General features: G+C 70.1%; 11 protein-coding genes. 6 read left to right on the top strand and 5 right to left on the bottom strand.

Annotated elements, in window-relative coordinates; translation table 11 throughout:
- Nucleotides 1–41: 41 nt before the first annotated feature.
- Nucleotides 42–1,694: a M4 family metallopeptidase gene (locus tag ACWDAG_RS07985; protein ID WP_450694735.1), complete on the bottom strand. Its 1,653-nt coding sequence runs from the start codon at nucleotides 1,692–1,694 to the stop codon at nucleotides 42–44.
- A 160-nt stretch (nucleotides 1,695–1,854) separates the two neighbouring features.
- On the opposite strand from ACWDAG_RS07985, the gene ACWDAG_RS07980 reads away from it, so the two are divergent.
- Nucleotides 1,855–2,265 carry a gamma-glutamylcyclotransferase family protein gene (locus ACWDAG_RS07980; protein ID WP_450694734.1) on the top strand — a complete coding sequence of 137 codons (411 nt, stop codon included), beginning with the start codon at nucleotides 1,855–1,857 and terminating at the stop codon, nucleotides 2,263–2,265.
- 31 nt (nucleotides 2,266–2,296) lie between these two features.
- Here the strand turns inward: ACWDAG_RS07980 and ACWDAG_RS07975 are convergent, their stop codons facing one another.
- The 4 genes from ACWDAG_RS07975 to ACWDAG_RS07960 form a co-directional block, all read right to left on the bottom strand.
- Entirely contained in the window at nucleotides 2,297–2,962 is a 666-nt protein-coding gene (locus ACWDAG_RS07975) for a hypothetical protein (protein ID WP_450694733.1), read from the bottom strand.
- The gene (locus ACWDAG_RS07970) at nucleotides 2,959–4,164 is read right to left on the bottom strand and encodes a hypothetical protein (RefSeq protein ID WP_450694732.1); all 1,206 of its coding nucleotides are present in this window, start codon (nucleotides 4,162–4,164) and stop codon (nucleotides 2,959–2,961) included. Before ACWDAG_RS07970 ends, ACWDAG_RS07975 begins: the two co-directional genes overlap by 4 nt.
- A gap of 181 nt (nucleotides 4,165–4,345) precedes the next feature.
- Complete coding sequence (locus ACWDAG_RS07965) at nucleotides 4,346–6,445, bottom strand: molybdopterin oxidoreductase family protein (RefSeq protein ID WP_450694731.1); 2,100 nt, start codon at nucleotides 6,443–6,445, stop codon at nucleotides 4,346–4,348.
- Nucleotides 6,446–6,547: 102 nt separating this feature from the next.
- Nucleotides 6,548–7,219, bottom strand: coding sequence for a SanA/YdcF family protein (locus tag ACWDAG_RS07960; RefSeq protein WP_450694730.1), 672 nt, complete (start codon nucleotides 7,217–7,219; stop codon nucleotides 6,548–6,550).
- Between the two features lie 212 nt (nucleotides 7,220–7,431).
- On the opposite strand from ACWDAG_RS07960, the gene ACWDAG_RS07955 reads away from it, so the two are divergent.
- From ACWDAG_RS07955 to ACWDAG_RS07935, 5 genes are all read left to right on the top strand, one after another.
- A complete protein-coding gene (locus ACWDAG_RS07955; RefSeq protein WP_450694729.1) occupies nucleotides 7,432–8,307 on the top strand; it encodes a sirohydrochlorin chelatase in 876 nt (291 codons plus the stop codon).
- A 132-nt stretch (nucleotides 8,308–8,439) separates the two neighbouring features.
- A complete protein-coding gene (locus tag ACWDAG_RS07950) occupies nucleotides 8,440–9,693 on the top strand; it encodes a deoxyguanosinetriphosphate triphosphohydrolase (RefSeq protein WP_450694728.1) in 1,254 nt (417 codons plus the stop codon).
- A gap of 168 nt (nucleotides 9,694–9,861) precedes the next feature.
- A complete protein-coding gene (locus tag ACWDAG_RS07945) occupies nucleotides 9,862–11,127 on the top strand; it encodes an NAD(P)/FAD-dependent oxidoreductase (protein ID WP_450694727.1) in 1,266 nt (421 codons plus the stop codon).
- 29 nt (nucleotides 11,128–11,156) lie between these two features.
- Nucleotides 11,157–13,058 carry a DNA primase gene (gene dnaG, locus ACWDAG_RS07940; protein ID WP_450694726.1) on the top strand — a complete coding sequence of 634 codons (1,902 nt, stop codon included), beginning with the start codon at nucleotides 11,157–11,159 and terminating at the stop codon, nucleotides 13,056–13,058.
- 103 nt (nucleotides 13,059–13,161) lie between these two features.
- On the top strand, nucleotides 13,162–14,460 hold the full coding sequence (locus tag ACWDAG_RS07935) for an RNA polymerase sigma factor (RefSeq protein WP_450694725.1): 1,299 nt from the start codon (nucleotides 13,162–13,164) through the stop codon (nucleotides 14,458–14,460).
- Nucleotides 14,461–14,575: the final 115 nt, after the last annotated feature.

Below are 14,575 nucleotides of genomic sequence, written 5' to 3'. Positions count from 1 at the left end.
CCCGAAGACCGAGGCGGCCGCATCGTGCAACCGGTGCAAACTCAGTTCACGTTGACGGCACTCCAGGCTGCCGCCACCGCGTTGTACTCCGTACTCCCGGCGCCGTAAAGGTCCTTGGCCGCGCTGAGCGTCGCCGTACGCGCCCCCGCGTAGTTCGTCGAAGACGTCATATAGACCGTCAGCGCCCGGTACCAGATCTTCCCGAGCTTCTCCCGCCCGATCCCCGTCACCGTCTTGCCGTTGGACGTCGGGGAGTCGTAGCTGACGCCGTTGATGGTCTTCGCGCCGCTGCCCTCCGCCAGGAGGTAGGCGAAGTGGTTGGCGACGCCCGAGGAGTAGTGGACGTCGAGATTGCCCACCGACGAGCTCCAGTAGTCGGCCGACTTGCCGTCCTTGGAGGGCTTGTCCATGTAGCGCAGGGCGGCCTGGCCGAATCCCGGCCGTACGATCTTCTCGCCGATCAGGTAGTCACCGGGGTCCGACGCGTTGTTGGCGTACCACTCCACCAGCGTGCCGAGGATGTCGGACGTCGCCTCGTTGAGGCCGCCGGACTCGCCCGAGTACGTCAGGGCCGCGGTCTTGGAGGTGACGCCGTGCGTCATCTCGTGGCCGGCCACGTCCAGGCCCACCAGCGGGCCGAGGCTCGTGCCGTCACCGTCGCCGTACGTCATGCAGAAGCAACTGTCGTCCCAGAAGGCGTTGTTGTACTTGTTGCCGTAGTGGACGCGGTTGTACGAGCCCTTGCCGTCGTTGCCGATGCCGTTGCGGCCGAAGGAGTTCTTGTAGAAGTCCCAGGTCATGTTGGTGCCGTACTGGGCGTCCACGGCGGCGGAGGCGCGGTCGGTGTCCGTCCCCGTTCCCCAGTGGTTGTCCGCGTCCGTGAACACCGTGGACGGGGCGCGGCTGATGCAGATGCTGGTCAGGAAGCACAGGTCCGACTGGTTCGCCGCGTCACCCGTGTACGTGCCGCCGCGCGTCGGGTCCTTGAGCTGGTACGTCGATCCCGACTGCGTCGTCTCCAGCGGCACCGTCCCGCTGTACAGCGACTTGCCGTCGCCCGTAGCCGTCTCGATGTCGTCCCAGGCGTCGATCTGACGGCCGGTGCGGGCATCCGTGAGGACGGTGCGGGAGACCGGGTTGCCCAGGGAGTCCTTGGCCGCGACCTGCGTCCGCCACGCCAGCTTCGGCGTTCCGTGCAGGGCGTCGACGACCAGCTCCGGCCTGGCCGTCAGCTTCCTCAGCGTCTCGCCGAGGTTGACCGCGCGCAGGGCGTTCGCCGCGAGGTCGGCGGCCTTCGGGGCCGATATGGAGGGGACGATCGAGGCGAGGGATATCTCGCTCCGCGTCGCCCGGTTCGCGCTGCGGTACGTCCCGTCCGAGGCCAGATGGACCACGAAGTCGCCGCCGAGCACCGGAAGTTGACGGTACGTCCGGTCGTAACGCACATGCTGCGTGCCGTCCTTGTCGACGATCACGTCCCGCACCTTCGTGCCCTCTTCGGAGGTGAGCCCGAGGCTCGCGGCGTGCGCCAGGAGCGCCGACGCCGCGTTCGCGATCGCGCCTGCCCTGGTCGGTTGTTCGTCCGCCACGGCGGCGGGGGAGAGTGCTGCGGCAAGCAGACTGGCGGTGGTGGCGGCCACGCCGAGAGCGGCGAGACGACGGGAACCTCGGACGTCGATACGTATTCGGCTCATCGGTCTCCTCGAGAAGGCGCCGAACGGCGCGTGGGGGCGCGTGGGGGCGTGGGGGGACTGCGCAGGTGTTGACGACGATTTAAGGGGCCATGACACGGCGAGGTCCATAGCGCGTACTGGGAGGTACGGAGGAGGTATGTGAGGAGAGAGAATCGTTTTTGTGAGACTCCCGTTCTTCGTCTACGGAACCCTCCTCCCCGGAGAGGTCAACCACGACCTGTTCCTGCGCGGTTGCACAGGGGCTGAAAAGCCGGCGAGGCTGAACGGCGCGGTCCTGTACGACGGACCCGGCTATCCGTACGCCGTCGAGGAACCGGGCGGGGTGGTGTACGGGGAACTCGTGACCGCACTGCCGGAGAGGTACGAGGAGTTGCTCGTCGCCCTCGACCGGCTGGAGGAGTACGTCCCAGGGGATCCGCGCAACCTCTACGAGCGCATCGCCCGCGAGGTCATCCAGGACAGCACGGGCACACCCACCCGCGCCTGGGTGTACGTGGCCGCCCCCACTGTCGAGGCCCGCCTGCGAGCCCACGGAAAACTGATCGAGAGCGGGGACTGGCGGGTCAGGTAGGGCTCCCGCCCGCCAGTTGCCGGTTCTCCCGTCAGCTTTGCTGTCCGTCGCAGACCGCGCTCCCGTCCAGCGCGCGCGGGACCCGCGAGCCGCAGGCGACCATCTCCCATTCGAGCCGCAGTGTGTACGGGTCTCCGTGCACGTGGTAGTCGATCCATGCGGTGTCGATGTAGCCGCCCTGGCGACCCACGTCCAGGACGAACAGCAGCTCGGTGAAGCCCGAGCCCTCCTTGTCCTGGTCGGCGCAGCTCTGGGTGATGCGACTGCCCGCCCGGGCGTCGCGGTAATCGCCGGGTGCCTTGCGGTTCTGGAAGTGCGGCGGTGTACCCAGAGCGGCACCGATCGGGCCGGCGTCGACGGTTGCCTTCCACAACTGCGGGGTGACGGTCCGCAGTTTCAGGGAGACCGACTTCGGCTTCACCGGCGTGCGATAGCGGATGCCGTCGATGGTGATCGGGGCCCCGTCGGTCGAGCAGAGCAGATAGCTGCCGAAGGTCACAGCCCACGGCGTCTTCTTCGGCGCGTAGACCGAGGTAGTGCCGGCGTCGGTGTGGGACTGCAGCGGGCCGTCCCGGCTGACGTGCTCCACGCGCTTGTCACCGAACGGCCAACCGGCGAGCAGGGACGCCGCTACCGCCACGGCTGCCGCGGCGGCGGCCAGGACCAGCACGCTCTTTCGCGTGGAGCCGCTGGTCACAGTTCCTCTTGGATGCGGTTGTAGTACTGCTGCACCTTGGGGGCGTGGGCCGGCTTGTCCGTGTTGCCACACAGGGGGTCGTGCCCGGCGTCCATCTTGTAGCTGAGTGTGGAGCCCTTGGTGTAGTTCCGCGCGGAGCTCAGGCCGATGCCGATCACCGAACCGATCTTGACGCCGCCGGAGTTGGAGTACGCCTTGCCGGTGGTCTTCTTCCACGTGCCGACCGGCATGTCGAAGATGCAGTTTGCAAGGGAAAGCCAGTGCGGCGGGTTGGCGTCCACGTGGACGGTCTTGACACCGCCGGTCTCCGAGACGGCCTTCACCTTGCGGTTGATGATCACGCCGCCGCAGTCGTACTTGTACTTGAAGTAGCGGACCTCGGCCCGGTACGAGATGTTCGGATTGGTGCCCGGCTCCCACTCGAAGTCGAAGCCCTTGGTGTCGGCGACCGAGGCGCTGCCGGACGCGGACCAGTTGGTGCCGTTCGTGGTGATCGCCGCGCCGTAGGTGACCTCGGAGCCGTTGCTGTGGGTCATCCAGGCCGTGCCGCGCTTCGTGCCGTAGCCCGGGGCGGCCGGGAAGCCCTCGCCGATGGTGGCCCAGACGTCGGTCTGGCCGATCTTCGTGGTCTTGCAGGTGTCGGTGCGCGGCAGGAAGGCGGCCTTCAACCCCTTCGGTGCCTTGCCCAGGTGCACCTTGACCTTGGGCGCCCGGCTCGCGGCGGAGCGGGCGATCGCGGTCCCGCCGGAAACGAGCGGATCGGCCCAACTCCGGGCGGGGGCGGACCGGATGGCCGTCCGTTCGCCGCCGACGAGACGCACGGACTGGGTCGTCCACGCGTAGCTGTCGCTCTGCGGGTCGTAGATCTCCAGCTCCAGCGAGACCAGGCCGTTCGCGCCGACGTAGCGGTCCGGTACGTCGGCTGGAGCGACCGCGACGGTGAAGGAGTTGCCGGTGGTGCTGATCCCCGTCGTGGGCGGCTTCAGCATGTCGACCCTCGCGCCGTCGGCGAGATCGGCCGTCTCGGTGGCGGGCAGGTCGGCCCGGAGCGTGAACCGGGCCCGGTCCAGCGGTATCTGCTTGTCGACTGTCCCCGTGAAGGCCACCGGATCTCCGGTCACCGCCTGGGACACCGGCACATTGACGAGGCCGGCAACGGCAACGGTGCCCAGTGCGGGCGCGGCGAGTTTCCTCGCGGTCATGCGAATTCCCCTCGGGGCGCACAGGCAGAAGGCGTGCGCCGGAAAAGTGCAGCAAATGCATGGAAGCGTCGGAAGGGTGGTCAGCCCTTCCGGTCATATGATCGGGAGCGAACATATCAGGCCACTATGGCGAGAACATGTGCCCTCGATCACGCTCGTCCCGTCCGGCCCGCGCCCGCCTCTACGACTGCACGGCCTCCACCCGCACCGCACACACCTTGAACTCCGGCATGCGTGACGTCGGGTCGAGAGCCGGGTTGGTCAGGGTGTTGGCGCGGCCCTCGCCCGGCCAGTGGAAGGGCATGAAGACCGTGTCCGGGCGGATCGAGGTGGTGATGCGGGCCGGTGCGACGGCCCGTCCCCGGCGGGACACCACCGCCACCGGGTCGCCCTCCGCCGCCCCGAGTCGCGCCGCCAGCCGGGGGTGCAGCTCCACGAACGGGCCGGGCGCCGCGGCGTTGAGCTCGTCCACGCGGCGGGTCTGGGCGCCGGACTGGTACTGGGCGACGACCCGGCCGGTGGTCAGCAGCACCGGGTACTCGTCGTCCGGTTCCTCGGCGGACGCCCGGTGCGAGACGGGGACGAAGCGGGCGCGGCCGTCCGGGGTGGCGAAGCGGTCGAGGAAGAGGCGGGGGGTGCCGGGGTGGCCCTCACTCCGGCCCCCACCCTGGCTTTCCGCGTTCGGACAGGGCCAGAACACCCCGTTCTCCTCCGCCAGCCTGCGGTAGGTGATCCCCGAGTAGTCGGCCGGCCCGCCCGCGCTGGCCCGTCGCAGCTCCTCGAAGACCTCCTCCGGGTCGGTCGAGAAGCCCTTCTCCACACCGAGCCGGTCGGCCAGTTCATGCATGACGTCGAGGTCGCTGCGGACACCTTCGGGAGCCGTGATCGCGCGCCTCCGCAGCAGCACCCTGCCCTCCAGGTTGGTCGTCGTGCCGGTCTCCTCCGCCCACTGCGTGACGGGAAGCACCACATCCGCCAGCGCCGCCGTCTCCGACAGGACGACATCGCAGACCGCCAGGAAGTCCAGCGACTTGATGCGCTCCTCGATGTGCGCGGCACGCGGCGCCGAGACGACCGGGTTGGACCCCATCAGCAGCAGCGACCTGATGTCCGTGCCCAGGGCGTCCAGCAGCTCGTACGCACTGCGCCCCGGCCCGGGAAGCGAGTCCGGGTCCACGCCCCACACCTCGGCCACATGCCGGCGCGCCGCCGGGTCGTCCAGTTTGCGGTAGCCGGGCAACTGGTCGGCCTTCTGGCCGTGTTCGCGTCCGCCCTGCCCGTTGCCCTGCCCGGTCAGACAGCCGTACCCGGACAGCGGGCGGCCCGCGCGGCCGGTCGCCAGGCACAGGTTGATCCACGCGCCGACCGTGTCCGTGCCCTTGGACTGCTGCTCGGGCCCGCGCGCGGTCAGCACCATCGCGTGCTCCGGCTCGCAGAACATCCGTACGGCTTCCCGCAGTTGGGGAACGGACACCCCCGTGATCCGTTCCACGTACTCCGGCCAGTGCGCCATCGCCGCAGCCCGGGCGTCCTCCCAGCCGGTGGTGCGCCCGGCCACGTACTCCTCGTCGACCCGGCCCTCCGCGACGACCAGGTGCAGGAGACCGAGCGCCAGCGCCAGATCCGTACCGGGCCTGGGTGCCAGATGCAGATCGGCCTGCTCGGCGGTCTTCGTGCGGCGCGGGTCGACGACGATCAGAGTGCCGCCGTTCTCCTTGAGCTCGTTGAAGAACCGGAGCGACGGCGGCATGGTCTCCGCGAGGTTCGACCCGACCAGGATCACGCAGCCCGTCTTCGGGATGTCCTCCAGCGGGAACGGCAGCCCCCGGTCGAGGCCGAACGCCTTGGTGCCGGCCGCCGCGGCCGACGACATGCAGAAGCGCCCGTTGTAGTCGATCTGCGAGGTGCCCAGCACCACCCGGGCGAACTTGCCGAGCGTGTACGCCTTCTCGTTGGTGAGACCGCCGCCGCCGAAGACGCCGACCGCGTCCGGGCCATGTTCCGTACGCGTCCGGCGCAGTCCCTCGGCGACACGGTCCAGTGCCTCGTCCCAGGTGGCGGGCGTCAGAGTGCCCTCGGAACGCACCAACGGGGAGGTCAGGCGCACCCGGGACGAGAGCACGGCCGGGGCGGTACGGCCCTTGCCGCACAGCGCACCCCGGTTCACCGGGAAGTCCGCGCGCTCGCTCACCTCGACCGTGCCGTCCGGCGCGGGCGTCAGATTCATCCCGCACTGCAGGGCGCAGTACGGGCAGTGCGTGGGCGTCGCGGAGGTCGGCATGCCCCTCAGCGTGCTTCGGCTGTGTTACGTGCGGGACGGCTCCTTGTTACGCGGGCGGCACGGTGACCTCCCGGCCGGGCGGGAGCGGCGGTGAGGCGTCTTTCACCGGGCGTCGGCGAGCGCCTTCGCGACCCCCTCCTCCTTCGGCCCGAGGAACCGCGGGTCCGGGTGGAACACGGCGTCCAGGGCGGCCTTGCCGGCCGCGAAGATCTCACGAGTGCCGCCGTAGTACCAGGTCACGTCGTGCTTGGCGTCGACCCCGATGCCGTACGAGTCGACTCCCGCCGCCTCGCACAGAGCGACCGCCCGCCGGATGTGGAAGCCCTGGCTGATGAGCACGGCCCGGTCGACGCCGAAGATCTTCTTGGCGCGGACGCAGGAGTCCCAGGTGTCGAAGCCCGCGTAGTCGCTGACGATCCGCCCCTCCGGCACACCGTGCTTCTTCAGATACGTGCGCATGGCGTCGGGCTCGTCGTAGTCCTTGCGGCTGTTGTCACCGGTGACGAGAACGACCTCGACACGGCCCTCGCGGTACAGCTCGGCGGCCGCCTTCAGACGGTTCGCGAGGTACGGGGAGGGCTCGCCGTTCCAGAGTCCGGCGCCGAAGACCACGGCGACCTCGGTGCGGGGCGCGTCGGCGGGCGTACGCAGCCGGTCGCCCATCGTGACGTACAACCAGGTCACCGGCAGCAGCGCCAGCACACACCCGGCCATCACCGCCTGCACCAGCCTGCGCTGCCCGGCACGCGTGCGTGGCAGGCGTGGTCTGCGCATCGGTCCCCCTTCTCCGGCCTGCTTTTCGACAGTCAGAGACGCCCTGTCAGGCTCCGCGGTTCGGCAGACGATACGTGACCAGGTTCACTACGAGAGGTGAAACCGCAGGTCAGATCTCCTCACAAACCCCGCGCACCCCACCGTGAACGGCCCGAAAACACCTGTCATTCTCATGCAACGGGGTGGCAACCTCCCGCCGCCACCATCGGTCCATGACGCCGTCGAACCCTCCTCGCGACGAGTCCCCGACCGCCCACCTAGACAGTACGGCGCACCTCATGAACCGGATCAGCAGCCAGCTCGCCAGCCAGCTCAGCCTCGTCTCCCTGAACGGCAGACGGCGCCCCGGTCCGCCCGCGCTCGTGGTCGTCGCGCACGGCAGCCGCGACCCGCGCGCACTGAGCACCGTCCGTACGCTCCTGGACCGCGTCCGCGAGCAGCGCCCCGGCCTGCCGGTCCACCTCGGCCACATCGAACTGAACGATCCGCTGCTCCCCGACACCCTCGCGTCGCTCGGCACCCGAGAGGCCGTCCTCGTCCCCCTCCTCCTCAGCCGCGGCTACCACATCAAGCGGGACATCCCCGAGATGGCCGCAGCGTCGCAGGTACGCGCGCGCGTGGCCGGTGCCCTCGGCCCGCACCCCCTCCTGGTGGAGACTCTGCACGCCCGCCTGGTCGAGGCCGGATGGCAGACCCGCATGGACGAGGCCACCCGCCGCACCAGCGCGATCGTCCTCGCCGCGGCAGGCTCCCGCGACCCGGAGTCGAAAATCGACACCAACCGCACGGCCCAGCTGCTGTCGGAGCGCCTGGGAGTCCCGGTGGTCCCGGCCTACGCCACCACGGCCGCCCCCACGGTCCCAGACGCCGTCCGAGCCCTGGCGGCCAATGGCCGTCACCGGGTCGCAGTGGCTTCCTACTTCACAGCCCCCGGCCGCTTTGCCACGGAGTCGGCAGAGGTAGCCCCATGGATCGCGTCGGCCCCCCTCGGCACACACCCGGCGATGGCGAAGCTCGTCCTTCACCGCTACGACCAGGCCCTGGCAACCCCGGCAACGACCACGGAACCGGCCCTGGCGTCGGCGTGACGCCAAGAGTGACTGCAGCCCCCAGGGGCGCGGGGAACTGCGCGACAAGCCACAAACGACCCGCACGCGCCAATCAACAGATCTCGGCAGACGAATACGCGGATTGTCAGTCCTTGCCCTTACTGTCGAGACATGCCGTACGACCTGTCGTCAACCGAACGTTGGGCCCCAGAACCTGATAAACGCCCCGGCCGCACAGCCTTCCAACGCGACCGCGCGCGCATCCTGCACAGCTCAGCGCTCCGCCGCCTGGCAGGCAAGACCCAGGTCGTCACCCCAGGAACCCGCAGCCAAGCCTGGGACGCCAGTCCCAGAACCCGCCTCACCCACTCCCTGGAGTGCGCCCAGGTAGGCCGCGAACTGGGCGCAGCCCTCGGCTGCGACCCCGACCTCGTAGAAGCCGCCTGCCTCTCCCACGACCTCGGCCACCCCCCCTTCGGCCACAACGGCGAACAGGCTCTGAACGAATTCGCCGAGGACTGCGGCGGCTTCGAAGGCAACGCCCAGTCCCTGCGCCTCCTCACCCGCATCGAACCCAAACGGTTCACCCCGGAAGGCTCCGTAGGCCTCAACCTCACCCGGGCCGCCCTGGACGCCGCCACCAAGTACCCCTGGCCGCGAGGCGCCCACCCCACCGACCCGGCCTCCCCCAAGTTCGGTGTCTACGAGGACGACCGCCCCGTCTTCGACTGGGTCCGCAAGGACGCCCCGGGCACCCGCACCACCTTCGAGGCGCAGGTCATGGACTGGTCCGACGACGTGGCGTACTCGGTGCACGACGTCGAGGACGGCCTGCACGCCGGCCACATCGACCCCAACTGCCTGCACGCGGAGCCCGAACGCCAGGCGGTCTTCGCGGTCGCCGTCGGACGCTACGTCCCCGCCGGCACCGACCCGGCCGAACTCGCCGCCGCCCTGGACCGCCTCCAGGACCAGGAGTGGTGGCCGCACGGCTATGACGGCACCGCGGTCGCCCAGGCCCGCCTCAAGGACGCCACCAGCCAGCTCATCGGCCGCTTCTGCCTCGCCGCCGAGACCGCCACGCGCGCGGCGTACGGCACCGGCCGCCTCACCCGCTACGACGCCGAACTCGTCGTACCGCACGAGACGCGGCTGGAATGCGCGGTCCTCAAGGCCGTCGCCGACCGGTACGTCATGCAGCGTGCCGAACAGGAGCTGTTGAGGGCCGACCAGCGGATCGTGGTCGCCGAGCTCGCCGAGGCGCTCACCGCCCGTGCCCCGGACGGCCTCGACCCCCAGTTCCGCGCTCTGTTCGACCAGGCAGGCGACGACCGCGCCCGCAAGCGGGTGATCGTCGACCAGATCGCCTCCCTCACCGACGCATCGGCCCGTTCACTTCATGCGCGTCTGACGGGGCATCTGTGAGACTGACGGGACGCGGGGGACGCCGAACGAGCCCGATTGTGACCCTCCGTGGCCTGATCGGGCCACTCCCTCTTCCCCCATCACACTCCGTGCGGGACGCTCGCATATGGCGGCACGCACAGTGTTTTCCGAGGGGACACCCCTCAGACACCCCGTAGGAGGCATCAAGTGGTCGACGCGGATCAGACATTCGTCATCGTCGGAGGCGGTCTCGCCGGCGCGAAAGCGGCCGAGACGCTCCGAGCGGAGGGCTTCACCGGCCGCGTGATACTGATCTGCGACGAACGCGACCACCCGTACGAGCGCCCTCCCCTCTCCAAGGGCTTTCTGCTCGGCAAGGAGGAGCGCGACAGCGTCTTCGTCCACGAGCCGGCCTGGTATGCGCGGAACGACATCGAGCTGCACCTCGGCGAGACGGTCGACGCCATCGACCGTGCGGCGAAGACGGTCCGTTTCGGCGAGGACGGCACGCTCGTCCGTTACGACAAGCTCCTGCTGGCGACGGGCGCGGAGCCGCGCCGCCTCGACATCCCAGGGACCGACCTGGCGGGCGTCCACCATCTGCGCCGCCTCGCCCACGCCGAGCGGCTCAAGCACGTGCTGACCGCCCTCGGCCGGGACAACGGGCACATCGTGATCGCCGGCGCCGGCTGGATCGGTCTGGAGGTCGCGGCGGCGGCCCGTGAGTACGGCGCCGAGGTCACCGTCGTCGAACCCGCTCAGACCCCGCTGCACGCGGTCCTCGGTCCCGAGCTCGGCAACCTCTTCGCCGAGCTGCACCGCGAGCACGGCGTCCGCTTCCACTTCGGCGTGCAGCTGACGGAGATCGTCGGTCAGGACGGCATGGTCCTCGCGGCCCGCACCGACGACGGCGAGGAGCACCCCGCGCACGACGTCCTCGCGGCGATCGGCGCGGCCCCCCGCATCGGCCTCGCGGAAGCCGCCGGCCTGGAGATCGCCGACCGCGCCCACGGCGCCGGCGTCGTGGTCGACGAGCGCCTGTGCACCTCCGACCCCGACATCTACGCGGCCGGCGACGTGGCGTCCTTCCCGCACGCCCTCTTCGGCACCCACCTCCGGGTCGAGCACTGGGCCAACGCCCTCAACGGCGGCCCGGCGGCGGCCCGCGCGATGCTCGGCCGGGACGTCACCTACGACCGCGTGCCCTATTTCTTCTCCGACCAGTACGACCTGGGGATGGAGTACAGCGGGTGGGCACCCGCGGGTTCCTACGACGAAGTGGTGATCCGGGGGGACGCGGGCAAGCGTCAGTTCATCTCCTTCTGGATCAAGGACGGCCGGGTGCTGGCCGGGATGAACGTGAACGTGTGGGACGTCACAGACCCCATCCAGAAACTGATCCGCTCGAAGACACAGGTGAACACGGAGGCGCTGGCGGACCCGCACGTTCCGCTCGAAAGCCTCGTCCCTTGAGTGTCGGTCCTGCCCCGTAGAATCACCACGTGGCAGGACGGATCAACGACGAGGACGTGAAGGCGGTACGGGACGCGGTCCCGATCGACGCCGTGGTGTCCGAGTACCTCCAGCTGCGCAACGCGGGCGGTGGCAACCTCAAGGGCCTCTGCCCGTTCCACGACGAGAAGTCGCCGTCCTTCCAGGTCAGCCCGAGCAAGGGACTCTTCCACTGCTTCGGCTGCCAGGAGGGCGGCGACACCATCACCTTCGTGATGAAGGTCGACCACCTCTCCTTCTCCGAGGCGGTCGAGCGCCTGGCCGGCCAGGCCGGCATCACCCTGCGCTACGAGGAGGGCGGCTACAACCCCGCCCACCAGCGCGGCGAGCGCATCCGCCTGGTCGAGGCCCACAAGATCGCCGCCGACTGGTACATGGAACAGCTGGCCACCAGCGCCGAGGCGGACACCGGCCGCAAGTTCCTCGCCGAGCGCGGCTTCGACCAGGCGGCCGCCGAGCACTTCTCCGTCGGCTACAGCCCCCAGGGCTGGGACCACCTCACCCGCTTCCTGCGCGGCAAGGGCTTCACCGACAAGGAGCTCCTCCTCTCCGGCCTCTCCCAGGAGGGCCGCCGCGGCCCCATCGACCGCTTCCGCGGCCGCCTGATGTGGCCCATCCGCGACATCGGCGGAGACGTCGTCGGCTTCGGCGCCCGCAAGCTGTACGAGGCGGACAACGGCCCCAAGTACCTCAACACCCCCGACACGGCGATCTACAAGAAGTCCCAGGTCCTGTACGGCATCGACCTGGCGAAGAAGGACATCGCCAAGGCCAGCCGCGCGGTGGTGGTCGAGGGCTACACCGATGTGATGGCCTGCCACCTGGCCGGCGTCACGACCGCGATCGCGACCTGCGGCACGGCCTTCGGCGGCGACCACATCAAGATCCTGCGCCGCCTGCTGATGGACAACGGCAGCGCCCGCGTCATCTTCACCTTCGACGGCGACGCGGCCGGCCAGAAGGCGGCCCTGCGCGCCTTCGAGGACGACCAGAAGTTCGCCGCCGAGACGTACATCGCCATCGCCCCGGACGGCATGGACCCCTGCGAACTCCGCCTGGCCAAGGGCGACGAGGCGGTCGCGGACCTGGTCGAGCCCCGTACGCCGCTCTTCGAGTTCGCCCTGCGCCAGATCGTCGTCCGCTACGACCTCGACACCCCGGCCGGCCGGGCGGCGGCGCTGGACGAGGCGGCCCCGATCGTCGCCCGCATCAAGAACAGCGGCGCCCAGCACGAGGTCGCCGTCCAGCTCGCCGGCATGCTCGGCATCCTCGACACCCAGTTCGTGGTCAAGCGGGTGGCCCAGCTGGCCCGTTGGGCCCGCGACCGCGGCGGGAAGGGCCCGGCTCCGGTCCGCGGCCCCCAGTCCTACGACGCCGCGCCCCGCTCCTCCGGTCCGTCCGGCCCGGCCCTCAACCTCCGCAACCCCGTCTACGCCACCGAACGCGAACTCCTCAAACTCGCCCTTCAGCGCCCCGAGTTGGTCTCCCCGGCCTTCGACGCCTACGGCATGGACGAGTTCACCGCCGCGCCCTACGCCGCCGTACGCCAGGCGATCATGGAGGCGGGCGGCGCGGAGTACGGCGTGCAGGACGCGCAGGACTACCTCGTCCGCGTCCGCGAGGCCGCACCCGACGACACGGTTCGCGCCATGGTCACGGAACTGGCCGTCGAGGCGATCATGCGCCGCACGGTCGACGAGAACTACGCGGGCGAACAGCTCGTGACCGTCCGCCGCCGGGCCGTGGAGCGCCGCGTCCGCGACATCCAGAGCACCCTCACCCGCCTCGGCACCCACTCGGACCCGGCACAACTGGCTGCGGTACAGAACGAATTGTGGGTACTCCAGCAGTACGACCAGGCGCTGCGCGAGCACGGAGCCGCAGCTCTCTGAGCCGTTCGCGTACGCCGCGGTAACCGCGCGGTCACGGGCCGATTGCAAAAAGTCACCGCACGCCCCTCGTGGCGACGATGTGTCGTACTCCACACTGGGTCCGGTGCCTGAGTCCTCGGAGCGCGGCCGATCCGTCCCCAGCGGATCCCACACCCCCGCGGTTCCGCTCATCGCGTACGGGACGGACAGCGGCGAGGCCGTCGACTCCGCTCCCGAAGCAGCGCTGCCGCACACCTCAGCAGCGATCATCCTGGAGGTCGCCCCCGTGCAGACCCAGACCCTCACCCAGACCGACACCAGTACGGACGGCACGGAGCCGGACGCGACCGATGTTCTCGTCGCGGTCCCCCCGCAGACCCGTGTCGCGCACCACCCCGAGGCGGACCCCGAGAGCCCGCCCGAGCCGGCCGAACCGCCCGCAGAGGCGCTGGAGGCCGCGGAGGACCCCGAGCCGGTGGCACCGCCGCGTGCCCGCTCCGCCGACACCGGCGGCCCGTCCTCGGACCTGTTCCGTCAGTACCTGCGTGAGATCGGCCGTATCCCCCTGCTGACCGCGGCCGAGGAGGTCGAGCTCGCCCGCCGCGTCGAGGCCGGCCTGTTCGCCGAGGAGAGGCTCAGCACCGCGCCCGACCTGGACAGCCAGCTCGCCCTCGACCTGGACCGACTCGTCGTCATGGGCCGGATGGCCAAGCGCCGCCTCATCGAGGCGAACCTGCGGCTCGTCGTGTCCGTGGCCAAGCGGTATGTCGGCCGCGGGCTGACCATGCTCGACCTGGTCCAGGAGGGAAACCTCGGCCTGATCAGGGCAGTTGAGAAGTTCGACTACGCCCGCGGGTACAAGTTCTCCACGTACGCCACCTGGTGGATCCGCCAGGCCATGTCCCGGGCCCTCGCCGACCAGGCCCGGACCATCCGGGTCCCGGTCCACGTCGTCGAGCTGATCAACCGGGTCGTCCGCGTCCAGCGCCGCATGCTGCAGGAGCGCGGCTACGAGCCCACGCCGGAAGAGGTCGCCGACCACCTCGACCTGCCCCCCGAGCGAGTCAGCGAGGTCCTCCGCCTGGCCCAGGAACCCGTCTCCCTGCACGCCCCGGTGGGCGAGGAGGACGACGTGGCCCTCGGTGACCTCATCGAGGACGGCGACGCCACCTCGCCGGTGGAGTCGGCGGCGTTCCTGCTGCTGCGTGAGCATCTGGAGGCGGTGCTTTCGACGCTCGGCGAGCGTGAGCGGAAGGTTGTGCAGCTGCGCTACGGGCTGGTGGACGGGCGTCCCCGCACACTGGAGGAGATAGGCCGTATCTTCGGCGTGACCCGGGAACGCATCCGTCAGATCGAGTCGAAGACCCTGAACAAGCTGCGGGACCATGCTTTTGCGGACCAGCTGAGGGGCTATCTGGACTGACGCCGTCTGCGGGCCGGTGGGGGGCTGGTCGCGCAGTTCCCCGCGCCCCTCAAAAGCCGCTGCAGCCGCCGCTAGCTGCGGGCAGTCGTGCCGCTAGGGGCGCCGCCCGTCCCAA

The organism is Streptomyces sp. NPDC001157, from assembly GCF_053598255.1.
This window is presented reverse-complemented; position numbering and strand designations above follow the sequence as displayed.

Excerpts from the sequence above, each read along its gene's own strand:
- ACWDAG_RS07970 (WP_450694732.1), bottom strand. The coding sequence starts at position 4,164 with ATGACCGCGAGGAAACTCGCCGCGCCCGCACTGGGCACCGTTGCCGTT.
- ACWDAG_RS07985 (WP_450694735.1), bottom strand. The coding sequence starts at position 1,694 with ATGAGCCGAATACGTATCGACGTCCGAGGTTCCCGTCGTCTCGCCGCT.
- ACWDAG_RS07955 (WP_450694729.1), top strand. The coding sequence starts at position 7,432 with ATGACGCCGTCGAACCCTCCTCGCGACGAGTCCCCGACCGCCCACCTA.
- ACWDAG_RS07960 (WP_450694730.1), bottom strand. The coding sequence starts at position 7,219 with ATGCGCAGACCACGCCTGCCACGCACGCGTGCCGGGCAGCGCAGGCTG.
- ACWDAG_RS07965 (WP_450694731.1), bottom strand. The coding sequence starts at position 6,445 with ATGCCGACCTCCGCGACGCCCACGCACTGCCCGTACTGCGCCCTGCAG.
- ACWDAG_RS07950 (WP_450694728.1), top strand. The coding sequence starts at position 8,440 with ATGCCGTACGACCTGTCGTCAACCGAACGTTGGGCCCCAGAACCTGAT.